At 67.4% G+C, this 18685-nt stretch carries 15 protein-coding genes, 3 pseudogenes and 1 riboswitch; of the genes and pseudogenes, 10 read left to right on the forward strand and 8 right to left on the reverse strand.

Features of this window, described 5'->3' with window-relative positions:
• Positions 1-180 precede the first annotated feature (180 nt).
• From ACFY4A_RS30450 to ACFY4A_RS30460, 3 genes are all read left to right on the forward strand, one after another.
• Positions 181-675 carry a MarR family winged helix-turn-helix transcriptional regulator gene (locus ACFY4A_RS30450; RefSeq protein ID WP_390832543.1) on the forward strand — a complete coding sequence of 165 codons (495 nt, stop codon included), beginning with the start codon at positions 181-183 and terminating at the stop codon, positions 673-675.
• Positions 676-689: 14 nt separating this feature from the next.
• Positions 690-3251, forward strand: a complete 2562-nt coding sequence (locus ACFY4A_RS30455; protein ID WP_390832544.1) for an MFS transporter — start codon at positions 690-692, stop codon at positions 3249-3251.
• Positions 3252-3396: 145 nt separating this feature from the next.
• Positions 3397-4218, forward strand: a complete 822-nt coding sequence (locus tag ACFY4A_RS30460; protein WP_390832545.1) for a YceI family protein — start codon at positions 3397-3399, stop codon at positions 4216-4218.
• A gap of 22 nt (positions 4219-4240) precedes the next feature.
• On the opposite strand, the gene ACFY4A_RS30465 is transcribed toward ACFY4A_RS30460, so the two are convergent.
• From ACFY4A_RS30465 to ACFY4A_RS30475, 3 genes are all read right to left on the reverse strand, one after another.
• On the reverse strand, positions 4241-4597 hold the full coding sequence (locus tag ACFY4A_RS30465) for an ANTAR domain-containing protein (protein WP_390832546.1): 357 nt from the start codon (positions 4595-4597) through the stop codon (positions 4241-4243).
• Complete coding sequence (locus ACFY4A_RS30470; RefSeq protein WP_390832547.1) at positions 4594-4920, reverse strand: hypothetical protein; 327 nt, start codon at positions 4918-4920, stop codon at positions 4594-4596. Before ACFY4A_RS30470 ends, ACFY4A_RS30465 begins: the two co-directional genes overlap by 4 nt.
• 84 nt (positions 4921-5004) lie before the next feature.
• Positions 5005-5727 carry a GAF and ANTAR domain-containing protein gene (locus ACFY4A_RS30475; RefSeq protein ID WP_390832563.1) on the reverse strand — a complete coding sequence of 241 codons (723 nt, stop codon included), beginning with the start codon at positions 5725-5727 and terminating at the stop codon, positions 5005-5007.
• Between the two features lie 224 nt (positions 5728-5951).
• On the opposite strand from ACFY4A_RS30475, the gene ACFY4A_RS30480 reads away from it, so the two are divergent.
• Together ACFY4A_RS30480 and ACFY4A_RS30485 are read left to right on the forward strand one after the other, a co-directional pair.
• Positions 5952-6302, forward strand: coding sequence for an STAS domain-containing protein (locus ACFY4A_RS30480; RefSeq protein ID WP_390832548.1), 351 nt, complete (start codon positions 5952-5954; stop codon positions 6300-6302).
• Between the two features lie 77 nt (positions 6303-6379).
• On the forward strand, positions 6380-6853 hold the full coding sequence (locus tag ACFY4A_RS30485) for a PPOX class F420-dependent oxidoreductase (protein ID WP_390832549.1): 474 nt from the start codon (positions 6380-6382) through the stop codon (positions 6851-6853).
• Here the strand turns inward: ACFY4A_RS30485 and ACFY4A_RS30490 are convergent, their stop codons facing one another.
• The 4 genes from ACFY4A_RS30490 to ACFY4A_RS30505 all read right to left on the reverse strand — a co-directional run bounded on the left by ACFY4A_RS30490 (position 6854) and on the right by ACFY4A_RS30505 (position 11214).
• A complete protein-coding gene (locus tag ACFY4A_RS30490) occupies positions 6854-7618 on the reverse strand; it encodes a TetR/AcrR family transcriptional regulator (RefSeq protein ID WP_390832550.1) in 765 nt (254 codons plus the stop codon).
• A 74-nt stretch (positions 7619-7692) separates the two neighbouring features.
• The gene (locus tag ACFY4A_RS30495) at positions 7693-9183 is read right to left on the reverse strand and encodes an MFS transporter (RefSeq protein WP_390832551.1); all 1491 of its coding nucleotides are present in this window, start codon (positions 9181-9183) and stop codon (positions 7693-7695) included.
• An 87-nt stretch (positions 9184-9270) separates the two neighbouring features.
• Positions 9271-10008 carry a response regulator transcription factor gene (locus ACFY4A_RS30500; protein ID WP_390832552.1) on the reverse strand — a complete coding sequence of 246 codons (738 nt, stop codon included), beginning with the start codon at positions 10006-10008 and terminating at the stop codon, positions 9271-9273.
• 321 nt (positions 10009-10329) lie between these two features.
• Positions 10330-11214 (reverse strand): DUF2797 domain-containing protein, encoded by an 885-nt coding sequence (locus tag ACFY4A_RS30505; protein ID WP_390832553.1) that lies wholly within the window; start codon positions 11212-11214, stop codon positions 10330-10332.
• A 146-nt stretch (positions 11215-11360) separates the two neighbouring features.
• Between ACFY4A_RS30505 and ACFY4A_RS30510 the strand changes: the two are divergent.
• The 4 genes and pseudogenes from ACFY4A_RS30510 to ACFY4A_RS30525 all read left to right on the forward strand — a co-directional run.
• Positions 11361-12115, forward strand: a pseudogene (locus ACFY4A_RS30510) (FtsK/SpoIIIE domain-containing protein); the annotation flags it as partial.
• Positions 12116-12179: 64 nt separating this feature from the next.
• Complete coding sequence (locus ACFY4A_RS30515) at positions 12180-12404, forward strand: hypothetical protein (protein WP_390832554.1); 225 nt, start codon at positions 12180-12182, stop codon at positions 12402-12404.
• An 83-nt stretch (positions 12405-12487) separates the two neighbouring features.
• A pseudogene (locus tag ACFY4A_RS30520) lies at positions 12488-12796 on the forward strand (tyrosine-type recombinase/integrase); the annotation flags it as partial.
• 422 nt (positions 12797-13218) lie between these two features.
• The gene (locus tag ACFY4A_RS30525; RefSeq protein WP_390832555.1) at positions 13219-17016 is read left to right on the forward strand and encodes an NACHT domain-containing protein; all 3798 of its coding nucleotides are present in this window, start codon (positions 13219-13221) and stop codon (positions 17014-17016) included.
• Positions 17017-17351: 335 nt separating this feature from the next.
• On the opposite strand, the gene ACFY4A_RS30530 is transcribed toward ACFY4A_RS30525, so the two are convergent.
• Positions 17352-17585: a hypothetical protein gene (locus ACFY4A_RS30530; RefSeq protein ID WP_390832556.1), complete on the reverse strand. Its 234-nt coding sequence runs from the start codon at positions 17583-17585 to the stop codon at positions 17352-17354.
• A 3-nt stretch (positions 17586-17588) separates the two neighbouring features.
• Positions 17589-17800: riboswitch (cyclic di-AMP (ydaO/yuaA leader) on the reverse strand.
• Between the two features lie 273 nt (positions 17801-18073).
• Between ACFY4A_RS30530 and ACFY4A_RS30535 the strand changes: the two are divergent.
• Positions 18074-18589: pseudogene (locus tag ACFY4A_RS30535) on the forward strand (NUDIX hydrolase); the annotation flags it as partial.
• Positions 18590-18685: the final 96 nt, after the last annotated feature.

Here is an 18685-nt window from a genome sequence, read left to right on the forward strand (position 1 = left end):
GCGGCCGGAGGCCGGCGGGGCCGCACCGTGGTCGCGGGGCGGCGGACGGCACCTCACCTGCGGGTTTACATCCGCCAATACTTGCCTTTGCCAAGTTTTTGCGCCACCGGGCCCCGATTTGTTTGCCTGCGGCAACCAACAACACTACGGTTGCCCCGAGCAACGAATTCGGGAGGTGTGATGGCCGAGCAGGCGCAGTACGAAGAGCTTGCGCGTCAGCTCAGTGCCGTCGGAGCCGTGAAACGTGACATGGGACGGATCCTGCCGCCCGACTGCCCGGCCGGCTCGGCCGCCGTGCTGACCCTGCTCGGCCGCCACGGGGACATGCGCATGAGCAAGCTCGCCGAGCTGCTCTCCGTGGACATGTCGGTGACCAGCCGGCACGTCGCGCACGTCGCCGCACGCGGCTGGATCGAGCGGATCCCGGACCCCGCGGACAAGCGTTCGCGCATCCTGCGCCTGACGCCCGCGGGGCTGGACCAGCTCGACGACCTGACCCGGCGGAGCACCCGCCTGCTCAGCGAGCGGCTGAGCGACTGGACCGACGACGAGGTCGGCCAGCTGATCCGGCTGATGACACGCCTGCGCTCCAGCTTCGGCGACTGCCGTTCCGCTCCGGCCCGGATCCCCGCACCCGTTGCCCCCAAGACCACCCGTACACCCGCAAGCACGTAAGAAAAAGGAAGCCCATGGCAACGACCACACCAGCCGGTGTGCGGGCTCACGCCAAGCACGGGGGAGGCTCCTCCGGCAGCGCTCCGATGACGCACCGGCAGATCATGGAGGCGCTCTCCGGGCTGCTGCTCGGCATGTTCGTGGCGATCCTGTCGTCCACGATCGTCTCCAACGCGCTGCCGCACATCATCGGTGACCTCGGCGGCGGTCAGTCCGCCTACACCTGGGTGGTCACGGCCGCCCTGCTGTCGATGACCGCGGCCACTCCCCTGTGGGGCAAGCTCGCCGACCTCTACAGCAAGAAGGCGCTCGTCCAGATAGCGCTCGTCATCTTCGTCCTGGCGTCGGCCTGCGCGGGCCTGTCGCAGAACCCGGGCATGCTGATCGCCTGCCGTGTGGTGCAGGGCATTGGCAGCGGCGGTCTGTCCGCCCTCGCCCAGATCGTCATGGCCGCGATGATCTCGCCGCGGGAGCGCGGCCGTTACTCCGGCTACCTCGGCGCCACCTTCGCCGTGGCCACCGTGGGCGGCCCGCTGCTCGGCGGTGTCATCACCGACACCTCCTGGCTGGGCTGGCGCTGGTGCTTCTACGTCGGCGTGCCCTTCGCGGTCATCGCGCTGATCGTCCTGCAGAAGACCCTGCACCTGCCCGTGGTGAAGCGGGAGGTCAAGGTCGACTGGGGCGGCGCGTTCCTGATCTCCGCCGCCGTGTCGCTGCTGCTGATCTGGGTCACCTTCGCCGGTGACAAGTACGAGTGGCTGTCCTGGCAGACGTACGCGATGCTCGCCGGTTCGATCGCCCTCGGCCTGCTGTTCGTGCTCGTCGAGTCCAAGGCGAGCGAGCCGATCATCCCGCTGCGGCTGTTCCGCAACCGCACCATCACGCTGGCGTCGCTCGCCTCGCTGTTCGTCGGTATCGCGATGTTCAGCGGCACCGTGTTCTTCAGCCAGTACTTCCAGCTGGCCCGGGACAAGTCCCCGACGATGTCGGGTGTCATGACCATCCCGATGATCGCCGGCCTGTTCGTCTCCTCCACCGTCTCCGGACAGTTGATCACACGCACCGGCCGCTGGAAGGCCTGGCTGGTCAGTGGTGGCGTGCTGGTGACGGCGGGTCTTGGCCTGCTCGGCACCATCCGCTACGACACGGAGTACTGGAAGACGGCCGTCTTCATGGCCCTGCTGGGCCTCGGCATCGGCATGATGATGCAGAACCTGGTGCTGTGCACGCAGAACCAGGTGGCGCCGACCGACCTCGGCTCGGCCAGCTCCACGGTCACCTTCTTCCGTTCCCTCGGCGGTGCGGTCGGCGTCTCCGCGCTCGGCGCGGTGATGGCCCACCGGATCACCGACTACGTCAAGGACGGCCTGGCCGGCCTCAGCCCGAAGTACGCGGCCGCCCTGTCCTCCTCCGGTTCGAGCGACACCATCCCGGACATGAACGCGCTGCCGAAGCCGCTGCGCGCGGTCATGGAGAGCGCCTACGGGCACGGCATCGCCGACATCTTCCTGATCGCCGCCGCGCTGGCGGCGGTGGCCTTCCTGATCTCGCTGTTCATCAAGGAGGTCCCGCTGCGGACCAAGGGCGCGCTGGCGCAGTCCGCCGAGGCCGAGTCCGCGCCGGTCGACCCGGCCACCGTCCCCGTCGTCGCCGAGGCCCGGGCCCCCGAGGCCGCGGCCGCCGCCGGGGAGCGGGTGCCCAGCTGGGCGGTGGCCGCCTCCCCCGCCGAGGGCGCCGGGACCGGTCCCGAGGGAACCCAGAGGCTGGCCGCAGTCGCCACGGTGGCAGCCGGCGAGCCGGGCGCCGGTGCCGGCGGCGGGATTCCGGTGCACGGCTTCGTCCGGGGCGCCGAGAGCGCGCCGGTGCCGCAGGCCGCGGTCACGCTGATCTCGCTGGCCGGCCGCCAGCTGGGCCGGTCGGTCGCCCAGGCCGACGGCGCCTACGCGGTGGACGCGCCGGGCGCGGGCTCGTACGTCCTGATCGCCTCCGCCGACGGCTTCCAGCCGCAGGCGTCCACGGTGGTCGTCAACGGCGAGCCGGTGGCGTACGACATCCTGCTCAGCGGCACCAGCGGGCTGGGCGGTGTGGTCCGGGCCGCCGGGTCCGGGCTGCCGGTGGAGGACGCGATGGTGATCGTCACCGATGTGCGCGGCGACCTGCTGGCCACCGGGACCACCGGGGAGAGCGGCGAGTTCTCCTTCGCCGAGCTGGTACCGGGGGCGGTGACCGTCGCGGTGAACGCCGCCGGGTACCGGCCGCGGGCGCTGCCGGTCGAGGTGGTCGGCACCGGTGTGACCCGGGTCGAGATCGACCTGGACGCCGGGGCGCAGCTCCAGGGTGTCGTCCGCGCTCCGCACGGTCCCCTCGCGGACGCCCGGGTGACCCTGGTCGACGCGGCGGGCAACGTGGTCGGCACGTCCACCACCGGCGCGGACGGGGCGTACGCCTTCACCGACCTGAACGGCGGTGACTACACCGTCATCGCGACGGGCTACCCGCCCGTGGCGACGGCCCTGACGGTCACCGGCCGCGGCGTCGACGACCACGACATCGAGCTCGCCCACCCCGGCGAGTAAGACCGGGCCAGGGTGCCCATGAGGCCCGGGCGGGGTCCCGGGTCACGGTCCGGCCCGTGGCGGGGCGCGCTCCGAGGGGAGCCGCGCCGCGCCGCGGGCCGGTCGCTTTCCGACCATTTGCAAGGCTGTGCAGGGAGAAAACGGGATGGGACTGACCGCGAGGATCCGCACCCGGGACGGATGGGCCGTGTCGCACGCGGTCGTCACGATGACCGACATGGCGGGCACGCAGGTGCTGCGGGCCGAGGCCGACGCGGAGGGCGCCGTACGGGACACGACCGCGCTGGCACCGGGTGCGTACACGGTGATCGTCACGGCGGTCGGGTACGCGCCCGCAGCCTCCAGCGCGATCGTCACCGCGAGCGGGCGGGCCGAGGTCGGCACGGTGACGCTGGCGCGGCAGGGCGGCACCGAGCTGCCCCCGCCGGGGCCGTGGACCATCGACCCGGCGCACTCCTCGGTCGCCGCTGTCGCCCAGCACCTGGGGATCTCCAGCGTGCACGGCCGGTTCAGGGACTTCGCCGGCACCGTCGAGATCGCCCCCGACGACGTCACCAAGTCCCGTGTGGAGGCGGTCATCCGCGCCGACTCCGTCGACACCGGCAACGGCATGCGCGACGGCCACCTGAAGTCCCCGGACTTCCTGGACGTCGAGCGGCACCCGCGGATCACCTACCGCTCCACCGGTGTGACCGCCGCCGGCCCCGACCGCTGGACCGTCCACGGCGAGCTGGGCATGCGCGGCGTGGTCCGCCCGGTCGACCTCGACCTGGCCTACCTCGGCACCGGCGCCGACCCCTGGGGCGGCACCCGCGCCGCCTTCCGCGCGACGACCGAACTGCGCCGCGAGGACTTCGCCATGAACTACAACCAGGTCCTCCAGGCCGGCATCGCGGCCATCGGCACCACCCTGAGGGTCGAACTGGACATCCAGGCGGTCCAGGGCACCGTGCTCCCGACGGCGTAGTCCACCGGACCCGCGGCCCGCCCTACCGGCCGCCGGACGGGGGGCGGCCCGGGTCCGTGACGCGGGAGACCAGGTCCGCGGCCAGGTCGCGGAGTTTGGTGTTGCGATGCCGGGTGGTGCGGCGCAGACGGTCCAGGGCCTTGGCGGCGTCGACCCGTTCCCGGGCCATCAGGACGCCGATCGCCTGGTCGATGACGCTGCGGGACAGCAGCATCGTGCGTACGTCGGGCACGGCGGCCCGGTCGCGTTCGAGGCGCAGGGAGACGTCGACGGCGTCCGCGGCGCGGGCCGCGAAGGCGCGGGCCCGGTGCCGGCCCGCCTGGAGTGCGCCGGGCGCCACGCCGTAGAAGTTGATCGCGGCGCCCGTCTCGCCGGTCACGACGAGCGGGAGCGCCAGTACGCACCGCACCCCGACGGACAGCGCGTAGGGCGTGTACGCGGGCCAGCGGGTCTCGGCGGCCAGGTCGGGGCTGTACTGCTCGTGTACTGCTCGGCGCCGGTCCCGGCCGCGGTGACGCACGGGCCGTTGCCGTTCTCGTACTGACGCAGGACCAGGCCGCTGGGCAGGCCGCCGCTGCCCGCCAGGGTCAGCAGCCGGTGGTCGCGGCGCACGGTGATGCTGCACGCGGCGGCGCCGGGCACGTCCTCGACCGCGCGGTCGGTCAGATCACGCAGCAGCGTGTCGAGACCGCCGCTGCGCACGATCGCTGCTCCAGCGGGTCAGAGCTCGTCTCGGGGCTCATGCGGTTGCGTGTGTCCCCCTGCCGCCGATCAACTCCCCGCCGCTCATGTGGCGTTGTTCGCATCGACGATCCGGCGGGCCAGGTCGCGGAGCTTGACGTTCTCCCGCTGCGAGGCGCGCACCAGGCTGTCGAAGGCCTCCGCCGCGTCGATGTTCAGCCGTTCCATGAGGATGCCGGTGGCCTGGCCGATCAGGTCCCTGGTGCGCATCGCCTCGGTGAGCTGCTCGCGCACGGTCACCGAGTCCAGCGCGAGGCTGACGTGCGCGGTGAACAGCCGCCCGACGCGCGTCGCGGCGTCGTCGAAGACGCCCGGCTTGCGGGCGTAGACGGTGAGCAGGGTCAGCCGCCGCTTGTCGGCGCGCAGCCGCAGCGCGAGCGCCGAGCGCAGCCCCAGGCCGGCCAGCGACGCGCCGCCGTCGTCGGCCTCACTGTCCGCCATGCGCACGACAGGCGCATGCCACAGATGATCCCAGTACGGCTCCGGGTCGCCCCCGCCACCGGATCCCTCGGCGGTGCGCACGACCTCGTCGGTCCAGGCGGCCGCACGGCGGCCGCTGCCGCGCTCCAGCACCGAGATGCCCGCGTGCTCGGCGCCCGGCAGCAGACGTACGGCGAGCCGTACGGCGGTTTGCATGGTGCTGTGCGGGGTGGCCGTGTCGTGCAGTTGCTGAGCCGCCGTCGTCAGCGCTTCGGCCAGCTCGAGATCCCCCGGAAAACGGGGCAATTCAGAAAAGTCGGACGCAGGCACCACGAACCTCTTCGGCATGCACGGCCAAACGGCCATGCGCAGGAGAGCTCCGCAGCACATTCCCGACTGCGAGCACAGGACGAACAGAACTTTATCTCGTCCCTCCCAGGAGGTTCCGCCTGGTTGACGGTCGGCCTCAGCCCCTGTGAACCGGCGCGCGGGAATGGTGGAATGGACCCGGACGGGTCAGGAAGCGGCCTTTCGAGACCGGATGGACCTCTGCCTTCCACCAGGTGAGTGCGGTGACCCACTTCCCGAACCCCTGCCGGGTGCACGACCACCCGGGCCGAGCCCTGCTCGTCCTTCCCCCGGAGATCGACCTGTCCAACGCCCCGGCCCTGCGCGCCGGCGTCCTGGCCTTCGCCGCGGCCCGCGCCGGCCGGCTGGACGTGCTGGTCCTGGACCTCACCCACACCCGCTTCATGGACTCCCAGGGCGCCCGCCTCGTCGAGGACGTACGGCACGGGCTGCCCCCTGGAGTGCGGCTCCGGGTGATGGCGAGGCCGGACGGTGTCCCGTACCGCGTCCTGGAGGTCACCGGGGTCCGTCGCGACGTGCCCGTGCACGACGACCTGAGCGGTGCCCTCGCCTGAACGAGCCGGGCGGAGGACACGCGGCGGGCTCAGCCGCCGAAGGGCCTTCGGCCCCGGTCAGCGCCTAGGCTGCGGCTATGGCACCGGACATCGCGACCAACACCCGCGTCTCACTGGATGAGCTGCTGGACTTCGTACGGCCCCGTCACCGCGCCCTGCTGCTGACCCGGCGGGCCGACGGAAGCCCCCAGGCCTCACCGCTGACCTGCGGAGTCGACGGCTCCGGGCGGATCGTGGTCTCCACCTACCCGGAGCGGGCCAAGACCCGCAACGCCAAGAGGGACGAACGGGTCGGCGTCGTCGTGCTGAGCGACGAGTGGAACGGGCCGTGGGTGCAGATCGACGGCACGGCCGAGGTGATCGACGCGCCGGACTCCGTGGAGCCCCTGGTGGAGTACTACCGCAACATCGCGGGCGAGCACCCGGACTGGGACGAGTACCGGGAGGCCATGGTCAGGCAGGGCAAGTCGATCATCCGGATCACTCCGCGGCGCTGGGGACCGGTGTCGACGGGCGGGTTCCCCGCACGGCTCGCGCCGCGCGACGAGTAGTCAGCCGCGGGCGACCATCGCCTCGATGCCGGCGACCAGCAGGTCCAGCGCGAAGGCGAAGTCGCGGTCCAGCATCTCCGCGACCGTGTCGCCGCCACGGGCCGCCATGAGGGTCGCGGACTCCCGGAGCACCTCGGTGGCGTCCGGGGCCCGGGTGGCCGCGCTCATCGCGTGCCGGAAGTAGTCGTCCGGGGCCATGCCCGCCTCGGCGCAGCGGGCCACGAAGTGGCCCTCGATCGTGCCGTAGCCGTACACGAACTGGAAGACCGCGGAGATCGCCCCGGTCAGCCGCTCCTCGGGCAGCCCGGTACGGCGGATGACGCGATGCACCGTGCCCGAGAAGGCGAGCGAGTTCGGGCCGATGTTGAGGAACGTCCCGGCGAGCGGCGACAGCCAGGGGTGGCGCACCAGCAGCACCCGGTACTCGGCGGCGAGCCGGCGCAACTGGTCGCGCCAGTCCGTCTCCTCGTCCGGTTCGGGCAGCCGCAGCTCGCCGAAGGCGGCGTCGAGGGCGAGTTCTAGCAGGTCGTCCTTGGTGTCGACGTACCAGTACACGGACATCGCCGTCACGTTCAGCTCGGCGGCGAGCCGGCGCATGGAGAACTTCGCCAGCCCCTCCGCGTCCAGCAGCCGCACCGTGACCTCGGTGATCCGCTCCCGGTCCAGCCCGGACGGCTGCCCGCCGCGCCCGCCGCGGCGCGCCTTGCCCTCCAGCCAGACGCTGGTCCGCGCCGCCCCCTTGGCCCCTTGGGCTGCCTTCACCATGGCGCACCTTCCTCGATTCCTGAACCGCCGGTCGTGCCGGGCGCCCGAAGGCGCGCGGGGCGGAACCGCCCGAGCTAGTGGGCCACCACCACCCCCGAGTCTGCCCGCTCAGCCCTGCGGAGCAACGCGGCGGCCAGCAGGCCACCGAGCAGCACGGCCACCGCTCCCACCAGCTGACTGGTCTGCAGCCCGGCGGAGAACGCGTCGGTCACCTGCTTCCTCTGCGCGGCCGACCCCGCCGCGGCCAGGGCCACCGGCAGGGACACCGCCGCGAACCGGGAGTTGAGCACCGCCCCCAGGACGGCCACCCCCAGGCCGTTGCCGAACTCCGCCAGCGTGCCGTTGATGCCCGCCCCGACGCCCGCCTTGGCCGGCGGGATCGCGCTCATGATGGCGTGGGCCATGGCCGGGTTGGCGATCGCGCAGCCCGCGCCGATGAGCAGCAGACCCAGCAGGGTGCCGCCGTACCCGCCGGAGGCGAGCGTGGCGATCGACACCAGCCCGCCGGACATCAGCACCATGCCCAGGCCGATCGCCGCCGGGGTGCCCAGCCGCGTCGTCCACCGGGCCGCGAGTCCGGTGAAGTTCAGCGCCACCACCGACAGGGCGAGCGGCGCGGTGCGCAGACCGGCCTCCAGGGGGCCGTAGCCGAGCACGAACTGAAGGTGCTGAGTGAGCAGGAAGAGCGCGCCGCCCATGCCGAAGGTGATCAGCACCGCACCGGCGACCGCGCCCGCGAAGCGGCGGTCGCGGAAGAAGTTCATGTCGAGCATGGGGTACGGGATCCGGCTCTCGTAGAACGCGAAGAGGGTCAGCACCACCACCGCCACCGTCGCCGTGACCAGCACCCGCGTCGACGTCCAGCCGTGCGCGGGACCCGAGATGATCGCGTACACCAGCGAGGTCATGCCGATCGTGGACAACAGCGCGCCGAGCAGGTCGGGCCGGTCCCCTCGGGGGTTCTTGGACTCGGGGACCAGGGCGAGGACCGCGACCAGGCCCAGCACGGCGACCGGCAGGTTGATCAGGAAGATCGCGCCCCACCAGAAGTGGTTCAGCATGAAGCCGCCGATCAGCGGGCCGATCGCGAATCCCAGGGCGTTGACCGCGCTCCAGATGCCGATGGCCTTGGGGTGCTCCGCCGGGGCGAAGATCTGCATCGCCACGGCGAGCGTGGTGGTCAGCAGCAGCGCGCCACCGACGCCCATGCCCGCGCGGGCGGCGATCAGCTGCCCGGTGGAGTCGGCGAGTGCGGCGGCCAGCGAACCGATGCCGAACAGGGCCAGCCCCGCCACCAGCATCTTCTTGCGGCCGTACCGGTCGGCGGCGCTGCCCGCGGTGAGCAGCAGCCCGGACTGCACGAGCGAGTACGCGTTGATCATCCACTGGATGTCGGAGGTGGCCGCGCGCAACTCACGGGTGAGGGACGGGATCGCGACGTTCAGAACGGTGTTGTCCAGCAGCACGGTGAGCTGGGCGAGGCAGATGACACCGAGGATCAGCCAGCGCTGGGGGTGGCCCTGGGCGGCCTGGGAGGAGGTCTGCTCCGGCGAGGTCGTCGACATGCTATACACCGTATAGGAACGCCTGTGGGTGTACTACGACGACGCGGGCGGTGGCGGCCGGGCGTCAGCGGCGCAGAGGGTGTCGCCTCACGCGGCGGGCTTGATCAGGTAACCGGCACCCCGCCGGGTGTGGATCATCGGTTCACGGCCGGCGTCGATCTTCCGCCGCAGATAGGAGATGTACAGCTCGACGACATTGGCCTGCCCGCCGAAGTCGTACGACCAGACGCGGTCGAGTATCTGCGCCTTGCTGAGCACGCGCCGCGGGTTGCGCATCAGGAAGCGCAGCAACTCGAACTCGGTGGCGGTGAGGTGGATGTCCTCCCCTCCCCGCGACACCTCGTGGCTGTCCTCGTCCAGGCAGAGGTCGCCGACCACGAGCACGGAGTCGGAACGCCGGTCGGCGGCACCCGAGCGCCGGATCAGCCCGCGCAGCCGCGCCACGACCTCCTCCACGCCGAACGGCTTGGTGACGCAGTCGTCCCCGCCCGCGGTCAGCCCGGCGACACGGTCCTCCGCGGCGTCCCTGGCGGTCAGGAAGAGGACCGGCACCGCGGGCAGTTCGCGGCGCAGCCGGCCCAGGACGGCGAGTCCGTCCATGTCCGGCAGCGTCATGGCCAGGACGACGGCGTCGGGCCGGAACTCGCGCACGGCCCGGACGGCGCCCTGCCCGTCCTGCGCGCTGCGGATCTGCCAGCCCTCGTAGCGCAGGGCCATGGACAGCAGATCCGTGATCGACGGCTCGTCGTCCACCACAAGCACCCGGACGGGGCTCCCGTCGGGCCTCAGCAGTTCGGTGCGCCCCTGGGGCGAGGTCGTGGTCATGGGGACACCCTTCAGGGAGCCTCTGAGAGCAGACTTTCACCCGTCTGTGATTTCCCTGAGAAACCCCACAGGCGGCTCTCAGGAAACGCCCGGGAGGCGCGTGATGGCCGCGGCGACCCGGGACGCCCCCGGCAGCCTGGTACTTCCTCCTGCCGCCTCGGCTTCCCCGGCGGCCTCGGCTTCCCCGCAGCTTCGGAGTTCCCGGCAGCCTCGGAGTCCCATCGGCCTCAGGGTTCCCAATAAGCCTCCCAAACGCCTCAGCCTTCCCAGCGGCCCGGGAGTTTCCTTGAGTCCCGAGACTTCACCTGCGGCCGGCACGCTTCAGAACAGCCCGTCCTGCAGCCCATTCTCTACGCCGGCCGGATCCCGCAACTCCCGTACCGGCACGGTGAATTCCACGCTCCGGGCAGGCCGCAGCCCCCAGCCGGCCATCAGCCGCGTGTCCAGCACGACGACCCCGCCATCGGCCGCCAGGTGGAGATCGGGCCCGGCGGCCGCGACCAGCTCACCGCTCACCACCCCGCCCGCGACGAGCTCGGTCACCTCGCCCACGGCGGCCGGCAGACCGGTCAGCCCGAAGATCCCGGCGTGGTCGACGGGCCGGAACGGCTCCCGCTCCAGCGACTCGGGCCAGCCGCCGAGCGCGGTCGCCCGCCCGTGCAGCTCCCCGACCTCGGCAGCCCGCTCTTCCTCGGTTACCGGAAGCACGGACCGTACGGCGCGCTTCTCGGCGTACGGAATCCGGTCCGGGACCCCGAGCGCGGCGCGCAGCAACTCCTCGGCGCGGCGCGCCGCCATGAGCGGACCCGCGCCCAGCCAGCTGAAGCAGACGGCTCCCTGCTCAAGCAGCCGCGCGGAGCCTCGCTCCACGGCCGTGATCCCCGCCTTGACCATGCCTGGCCCGAACCAGGCCAGATATACGTGGTAGGGCCGCGGATCGTCCGCGATCGTGTCCGCGGCCACGGAGTGCGCCCGCTCCAGCCGCGCGCACTCCTCGCACCGCGCCCCAGCGCTCCGCCCCGGCACCGCCGCCCGGACCGGACACCCGTGCCGCCGCGCTCCCACGCATGTCCGCACTCCCCCTTCCGCGACCTCGAAGGCCACCCGTTTCCCCCACGGCAGCGCGCTCGTCCGCCCGCCGTCCCACACCAGCACGGGACCGTCCCCCGACCACTGCAGCCCCGAGCACTTCCACACCCGCGTCATCCCTTGCGAGAGTACGGGCCCCCACTGACAAGGCCATCGGCGACGAGCGCGCTCGGCCGCCCGGTCAGGTCCGGGGGGCGGGATTCCACCACCGGGGAACGATCAGTCACGGACGTCGGCGGCCCCGGCCCCGCGCTGCCCACGCAATGGACGTCGCCCTGGTCGGCATCGACTGCAAGCAAGGGGTCGAGCTGTTCCCGCTGGCCCGCCGCTTCTCCGCCCTCGCCGACAACCCCGACACCGCCGCCGAACTCCTCGACGCCCTCGTAGCCCGGATGGAGGAGGTGTACCAGATCATCCGTGCCGAGCAGCGCATCACCGCTGCCGTGCCGGATGCGGAGATCGCCGCCGACATCTGGGACCTGCCCGAACACCTGCGCCGGACTCCGATCGTGGTCCTGGTCGACGAGGTCGCCGAACTCGCCCTCTTCGCGAGCAAGGAGGAGGAGAAGCGGCGGGACCGCATCATCACCGCCCTGGTCCGCCTCGCCCAGCTCGGCCGCGCCGCCGGCATCTACCTCGAAATCTGCGGGCAGCGCTTCGGCTCCGAACTCGGCAAGGGCATCACCATGCTCCGCGCCAGCTCACCGGCCGCACCGCCCACCGCGTCAACGACGAAACCTCAGCCAACATGGCCTTTGTCGACATCTCCCCGGACGCCGTCCTGGCCGCCATCCAGATCCCCGCCGAACTGCGCGGCCTCGCCATCGCCGGGGGCTCCACCGGCGGCTGGCACCGCATCCGCGCCCCGCACACCTCCCTGCGCCAGGCCGTCAACACCTGCAACCGGCACGCCAACCTGACCCCGGACCTGCCCGAACTGGCCCCCTTCCGGACCGCCCTGCCCGGCACTCCCGCAGCCCCGGTGCCGCTGTCCAAGACAGCCCCGGCTACGGCCTGACCTTCCCTGCCTCCTCGGTCGGCGTGACCGCCTTCACGCCAGGTCCCTACCCCAGCCATGCCTGATGAAGGGAGAAACCGTCATGTGCCCCGACTGCGAGGACTTCGCCCGCACTGTGCTCCTGCTGGGCCAACTCGCCCTCTACGCCGACACCACCGGCGCCGACCTCGACTTCGTCAACGCAGTCAGCCCGTCGCTGGCCGTGTCGCTGCCCGAGCCGCCGCCGGGCACCTTCCCGCCCGGCTACGACCCCAGCGACGGCCCCGATTACCCCGGAGAGGGGCGGTGAAGATGTCAGAGTCGCTGACCGGCCTGGACGATCTCACCCCGGACGCCTTCCTTCGCCAGCTGGCCGCCCTGCGCGAGCAGCGGGAACTTTGGCAGGGCAGCCAGGACCTGATCTTCACCACGAAGTACGGCACCCCGATCGAGCCGGGCAACCTCACCCGCATGTTCGCCCTGCGGGCTCGCCGCGCCGGCGTCCGGGTCATCCCGCTGCGGAACACACGGCACACGTGCAGCTCGCTCCTGGCCGCCCTCAAGGTCCACCCGAAGGTCGCCCAGCGGATCCTCCGCCATTCGCAGATCGCCATGACGATGGAGGTCTACGCCGAGGCGAGCGAGGAAGAAGTGCGCGCCGCGATCGGCAAGCTGTCCGACGCAATGGGCGGTAGCGGTTGACGCGGTTGCTGTACCTCACTGCTGTACGCCCCTGAAACGCCAAAGGCCCCGGATCACTCCGGGGCCTTTGACCTGTGTGCACTCGGCAGGATTCGAACCTGCAACCTTCTGATCCGTAGGATCGGGCACCACGCCGCGAGGAGAGCCGACGGTCTCACGTTCTGATCGTTCAGATTAGCGATCATATGCGTCTGCGTGCCATCGTTGCCGTCAGCGCTGCCGTCAACTCCGAACGCTGGCACCTCTGCCACGAGGGCTTTGGGCCCGCCCGCCTCAGCTCCAGCCGATTGCGTCCCAGGGTCGGCGCGCCCCCGTTCAACCAGCAGGCACCACATCCCTCCACGCAACTTGACTCATCCCGCCCCTACGGAGCAGGCGCGTCGTGCACAATGACCCTGGAGTGCGGGGAGGGGATCAAACGCATGGGCGAAAGCTATCCGTATGAAGACCTTGACGGCCGGCGGTTCCAACGCTTGGTCCAGTCGCTCATTACAGCTGAACGACCGCGAGCGCAATGCCTGCCGATTTCTGGACCCGACGGTGGACGAGACTCAGTAGTCCTGGACCTTGACGATGACAACACCTTCATTGACGCCATCGTTTACCAGGTGAAATTTCGTGAGCCAAACCCGCTGGGCACTCCAACGGCAGATGACCTGTACAAGTGGGTCACCAAAAACCTGAAAGGTGAGATTCCCAAGCTTCAGGCTCTGAAAGGCAGAGGCGCTCGCGAGTTCGTTTTTGTTTCAAACGTTCCAGCGAGCGGCCATTTAGATTCTGGATTGCGCGACAGGGTTCAGGGGTGGGCAAAAAATCACCTACCGCTACCCACATTTTTTTGGTGGCGCGAAGATGTGGACGCAAGACTTGATAGGCATCCCTCGCTCGTCTTCAGGTTCACGCTTTTCCGCGGCCCGGATGCTGTGCACTCCTATCTCACTGAAACCCTAACGAAGAATACTGCTGCCCCGCCCTCGCAGCATGTTAGCTACACGTCACGGAATCCTGCAGTATCAACGATACTGCTTTACTTGTCTCGACAATACGATGAGCAAGCAAGCCTCCGCTTTAAGCAAGCTCATGTTGATGCGCCTCTCATTGAATCCTTCGTGGATGTACCGCTCGCGATTAGCCCCGACTCAACCGCCCGCCATCAGCTGTCACATAAAGTTGCCGCTCTAGCGGAACAACTGCACGAAACCGAGGAAGAGCCTGGGGAAGATTACGAAGTCTTCTTGGAGGAACTCTACGAGGAAAGGGACAGGTATCCATTAGGAGCGGCAAGCGCGCTACTGACTGATCACGATATTCCGAAACTTGACCGCCTGGTCATTGAAGCCGGCCCTGGGCAAGGGAAATCTACGCTTATTCAATTCATTGGGCAGGTCCTCCGAGCGCGACTACTCAACAAAGAAAGCGACCTAGCTCGGCTGCCAGCACGACTAGTGAACGGCCCTCTGCGAATGCCGCTGCGCGTCGAATTGAGGCATTTGGGTAAATGGATGCAGGGTATTTCACCCTGGCTTGGCTCAGAGGAGCCAAAAGCCAGAACCGGCGCACCCTCTCTGCAATCGTACATTGCAGATCACGTACAATTCGTGACCGGCGGAATGCGCTTTAGTAATGACGATCTCGTGGCCGTCGTATCCAGCACACCTACGCTTCTGTTGCTCGATGGACTGGATGAAGTAGCTGATCCCTCCCTGCGGGATCAGGTTGTAAAGACGGTCAGCTCCTTCGTGCAGGACATGGAAAGTCTCGGCTCCGATGTACAAGTGGTGGCCACGGGGCGTCCCTCCTCATTGGCTAGCGCACCCACTTTCTCACGTGATGTATTCCTTTATGGAAAACTCGAGGACTTGACTGTCGATCTAACCGAGAGGTACGCCAACTCTTGGATCAGTCGCCGCACCCTGCCGACCGATCAGGCATCGGAGCTTAGAGGGGCCTTGGCGGGATGCCTTACGCAACCACACGTCGCAGAGCTGGCGCGAACGCCAATGCAGCTGGCTATTCTGCTCTGGCTCGTCCATACCAGGGGATGGAATCTTCCGGATAAAAGAACTTCTCTCTACGATGAGTACATCAACACGCTGCTAGACCGCGAAGCGGATAAAACCCCCGTGGTCAGGAAGTATCGAGAGGTACTACTTGAGGTTCATGGCTATCTAGGCTGGCTCTTGCATGCTAGAAGTCAAGAGAAGTCTGGAGAATATGGCGCCGGTGACATTGAGTCAGCTGAACTCAAGCGGACCATTTGGTCGTACCTCGACGCCAAGGAGGGGCCGAGCGACCGAATCAAAGAAATCACAGAGGGAATAAATCGGGTCTTCGTCCTCGTAGAGCGCATTGAAGGAAAATTCGAGTTCCAAGTTCAGCCGCTACGCGAGTTCTTCGCGGCGAGATATCTCTACAAGACAGCCCGTTATCACACTAATGCTGTCGAAGTGACGGGATCCCGGCCGGAGCGACTCGAGGCGCTGATTCGTGACGCCCATTGGCTGAATGTGGCGAGGTTCTTTTGCGGTTGGTATGACATCGGGGAACTTGCCGATCTAACTCAGAGGATCGGTGAACTCTGGGGAGACGATAGCCATCGCTACTCGCTACACTCCCGACTTCTCGTCGCTTACCTTCTGAATGATTACGTATCTGCGGCTGCTCCAAAGTGCACGCGCCAAATCGCGGGGCACTTGACGGACATGCTTAGCATGCGGCAAATCCTCAGAGCACAAAAGGCAGGAGTATACCAGCCTCCTTCATCGGCTGAGTTCGTTCCTACGGATTCTGGGTTGCCGGTCCTACTAGATGCGGCTAAGGCTCACTATACCGAGCCCATTAGCGACGAAATCGTCTATGAGCTTGCCCCCCTCTTGCTGCAGTTGCCAAACTCTGAAAGAAGTAAATGGTGGTTGCATAACCTCCAAGACTCTGGCGTGGAACGCGATGAGTGGATTCGGCGTGGCGTCATCGCCAATTGCCTAGTCGAGGCGGCAAGGGATGATCTGCTACCACTCTTTGAGGAGACGTCAACTACCCTTCAGTGGGTCCGCTGCGTCGAGGCTGGCAGGATGGATATCGCTTCCACTGGGGGGAGGATGCGGCGTTTCATAGACGCGTTGGCGCGTGGCTACTCGCCGTTGTTCCAGAACAACTCCAACTTGGGAGAGTACCTTACCTACCTCACTCGTAACATCTTCCGTACGGGCTTCTATGATCCGCGCGTTCTGCACAAAGAAGTCGGTAGCGTTCCCCAGTTGAATTTTGATGGGGATTCTGCTGCTTTGGAGGAATTGAGGCGGCTCTCAGATCTGATGGTTCGCTGTCATGACCAGAAACGAGCCCGCACATCTCTTACAGAGCGAGCCAATCTCATCGGTGAGGAAATGGGTGACCCTTGGGTTGCCTGGCGCCTTGCCCTGTCAACTGCACCATGGAAGGGTTGCTCAGGATATCCAACCATAAATGACAGAAGAGTTCCGCTGTCTGAACGGGCTGCTGCACTTTGGAAGCACCGGGAACAATCTTCATTGTGGCACGATGCTTTTCGCGCATGCATGCACGATGGCCATAAGATGGCAGTTTCTGCGGCACTGCTGAGCTGGGCTCCTGGACACGTGATCGTGGATCTTTCAAATGAGCTCAATGAGCTATGTCGGCAACTTGAGCCTTGGGAGTTTTCCCAAATCAGAAGGTTTGTTGGCGTGATGAACGCACCTACGGGTCTATTCCGCCTCGAGCGGAAAACTCGTATCCGTGAGGGTGAGCTGAAATCCATCGACGAAAATGCGTCCTGCTGCCTATTGGCTATCCTTGAGCACCGCATGGGGCCCAACGCCATTTGGGAGCTGGGAGAAATCATCGATAGTCGGCAAGCGTGCGGCAAGCATGCCGGCTTTATCTCAGGTTTCCTGGTGAATCGCGCCCTAAAGCGCATGGCGGCTAGGCGCGATTGGGGAGATGCGCTGGAAATTTGTAGTGCCAAATATCAGAACGCGCGCAGTGACGCCCTACACTCAAAGGGCATTTCACCCCAGGGCTGGAAACTCATCCGATCTAGGATGGATGCGAATACTGCGAAAAGGATCCTAGCTCATCCCCATGAGTTTCCTGTCAATTTGCTTACGATTGCAGAGGAGGGATTGGAAAGAAGTAACCTCACACGCCCCACTCTTTACGAGATCGCCCAAGGCAGGCGTTGGTTCGAGCACCAGCTTTAGCCTGCCAAGCCGGCAGCCATCGGGCACCGGCATCGTTTCCACGCAGGTCAACAAGGTTCCTGCCCTGAAAGCACCCAAGCTTCCCAAACTGATGGCTCACGGACGGCTGTCGCGGGCCGGCCGAGGCAGTTTCCGCCGTTGGACGACACAACCCAGTAGGCGTGGCTGAGTCGGCAGGGATATACCGAGGCACACCAGTAGAGAGACCCTAGCCTGGGTGCCAGGGTCTCATCCACGTTCGTCAATGCTCTCTCACGGGGTCTCCGTGATGACCTTGCTCTCGATACGCCCCCGTACGGTGGAGGGGCTAAGAAACAACGGATGGGTTTCCGTGATCAGGGCCAGATGTAGCTCAAGATCATGAAGAAGAGAACCGCTAGTCCAACGGCCGTACCGCCCGCTGTCTTAATGGCCTCGTAGTACGACACACCCTCCATGGTCCGATGGAGGACGCCCGCGAAAATTCCGATGATGATCGCGATCAGGACCGCGATCAAGGAATCGGTCTTCTTGTTCCTCGGGGATTGGTGAGGAACGGGGAACTGCGGGGTGTTCTGCGGCGCACTCATGCGCAACCCTTCGTCTGCCGCCTACGAAGGATGACCTGTCGGATTCGGGCTGGCGAAGTTGCCCGGCCGCGTTGCCGCGGCTTCACCCCAAGGGCTGCTCGGACCGGTCATGGCGTGACCGTTCCAGCGACCCGTCGTGCGTGGGTCCTCCGTTCCTGCCTCGCCATACGTCGCGTCGGCATCCAGGCGTCGGCAGGACTCGGCGCACGCCCAGACCGCCCCACCTACGGCGGTGGGGGCTTGTCGTCAGACATGGAGCTTGGCTCACGAATGTCCCAAAATCCCAACCGATCAAGAATTTGTGGGGTTAGTCACCTCTCTCCCCGCTCGGCTGGACAGCCTGACCAAGCCGGTGAGTGACGGATCCTGAGCGAGGACGCGATCACGCCCAAGAGCCATCTCGTCATGCTGACGCGAAAAGGGCCGAACCTGCGTCCGTCTCCGGGATGGTCTGAGATCCTGGAGACCGATCGAGAGGGGCCGCAGGTATGGAGTGGAAGACCCACGGTGAGCGACAGATCTACACGAACAAGTGGGTGAATCTGTGTCTGGTCGATGTCCAGCAGCCTGATGGACGCAGGTGGGAGTACCACGTCGTTCGCCTCCGCCACTTGGCCGTGGCCGTCGTGGTCAACGACCGCCAAGAGGTTCTGATGATGTGGCGGCACCGCTTCATCACGGACTCGTGGGCCTGGGAGTTGCCCATGGGCCTGGTGGAGGAGGGCGAGACCCCGGAAGAGGCGGCGGCCCGCGAGGTCCTGGAAGAGACGGGCTGGCGCCCTGGTCCCATCAAGCCCCTTATCTACGCCGAGCCGGCCAACGGCATCACCGATTCACAGCACCACGTCTTCCGCGCGGATGGCGCCACCTACGCCGGGCCGCCCACAGAGATGAACGAGTCCGACCGCATCGAGTGGATCCCCCTCTCAGAGGTGCGGGGGATGATCGACCGCCGGGAGATCGTGAGCAGTGGATCGCTCGTGGGTCTGTTGTACCTGCTCATGGTTGACTTCCTCCCCCGCCTAAAGGCGGGGGATTCCAGCGGTCGCCCGCTGGGTTTCCTGCTTCACCGACGACCGCCCCGTCCGGGAGGACTCCCG

The sequence above is a fragment of the Streptomyces sp. NPDC001292 genome (genome assembly GCF_042896465.1).
Taxonomy (GTDB): domain Bacteria; phylum Actinomycetota; class Actinomycetes; order Streptomycetales; family Streptomycetaceae; genus Streptomyces.

Bases quoted from the DNA above. Each gene is read 5' to 3' on its own strand.
- ACFY4A_RS30450 (WP_390832543.1), top strand. From the start codon at position 181: ATGGCCGAGCAGGCGCAGTACGAAGAGCTTGCGCGTCAGCTCAGTGCC.
- ACFY4A_RS30455 (WP_390832544.1), top strand. From the start codon at position 690: ATGGCAACGACCACACCAGCCGGTGTGCGGGCTCACGCCAAGCACGGG.
- ACFY4A_RS30460 (WP_390832545.1), top strand. From the start codon at position 3,397: ATGGGACTGACCGCGAGGATCCGCACCCGGGACGGATGGGCCGTGTCG.
- ACFY4A_RS30475 (WP_390832563.1), bottom strand. From the start codon at position 5,727: ATGCCGAAGAGGTTCGTGGTGCCTGCGTCCGACTTTTCTGAATTGCCC.
- ACFY4A_RS30485 (WP_390832549.1), top strand. From the start codon at position 6,380: ATGGCACCGGACATCGCGACCAACACCCGCGTCTCACTGGATGAGCTG.
- ACFY4A_RS30490 (WP_390832550.1), bottom strand. From the start codon at position 7,618: ATGGTGAAGGCAGCCCAAGGGGCCAAGGGGGCGGCGCGGACCAGCGTC.
- ACFY4A_RS30495 (WP_390832551.1), bottom strand. From the start codon at position 9,183: ATGTCGACGACCTCGCCGGAGCAGACCTCCTCCCAGGCCGCCCAGGGC.
- ACFY4A_RS30500 (WP_390832552.1), bottom strand. From the start codon at position 10,008: ATGACCACGACCTCGCCCCAGGGGCGCACCGAACTGCTGAGGCCCGAC.
- ACFY4A_RS30505 (WP_390832553.1), bottom strand. From the start codon at position 11,214: ATGACGCGGGTGTGGAAGTGCTCGGGGCTGCAGTGGTCGGGGGACGGT.
- ACFY4A_RS30515 (WP_390832554.1), top strand. From the start codon at position 12,180: ATGAAGGGAGAAACCGTCATGTGCCCCGACTGCGAGGACTTCGCCCGC.
- ACFY4A_RS30525 (WP_390832555.1), top strand. From the start codon at position 13,219: ATGGGCGAAAGCTATCCGTATGAAGACCTTGACGGCCGGCGGTTCCAA.
- ACFY4A_RS30530 (WP_390832556.1), bottom strand. From the start codon at position 17,585: ATGAGTGCGCCGCAGAACACCCCGCAGTTCCCCGTTCCTCACCAATCC.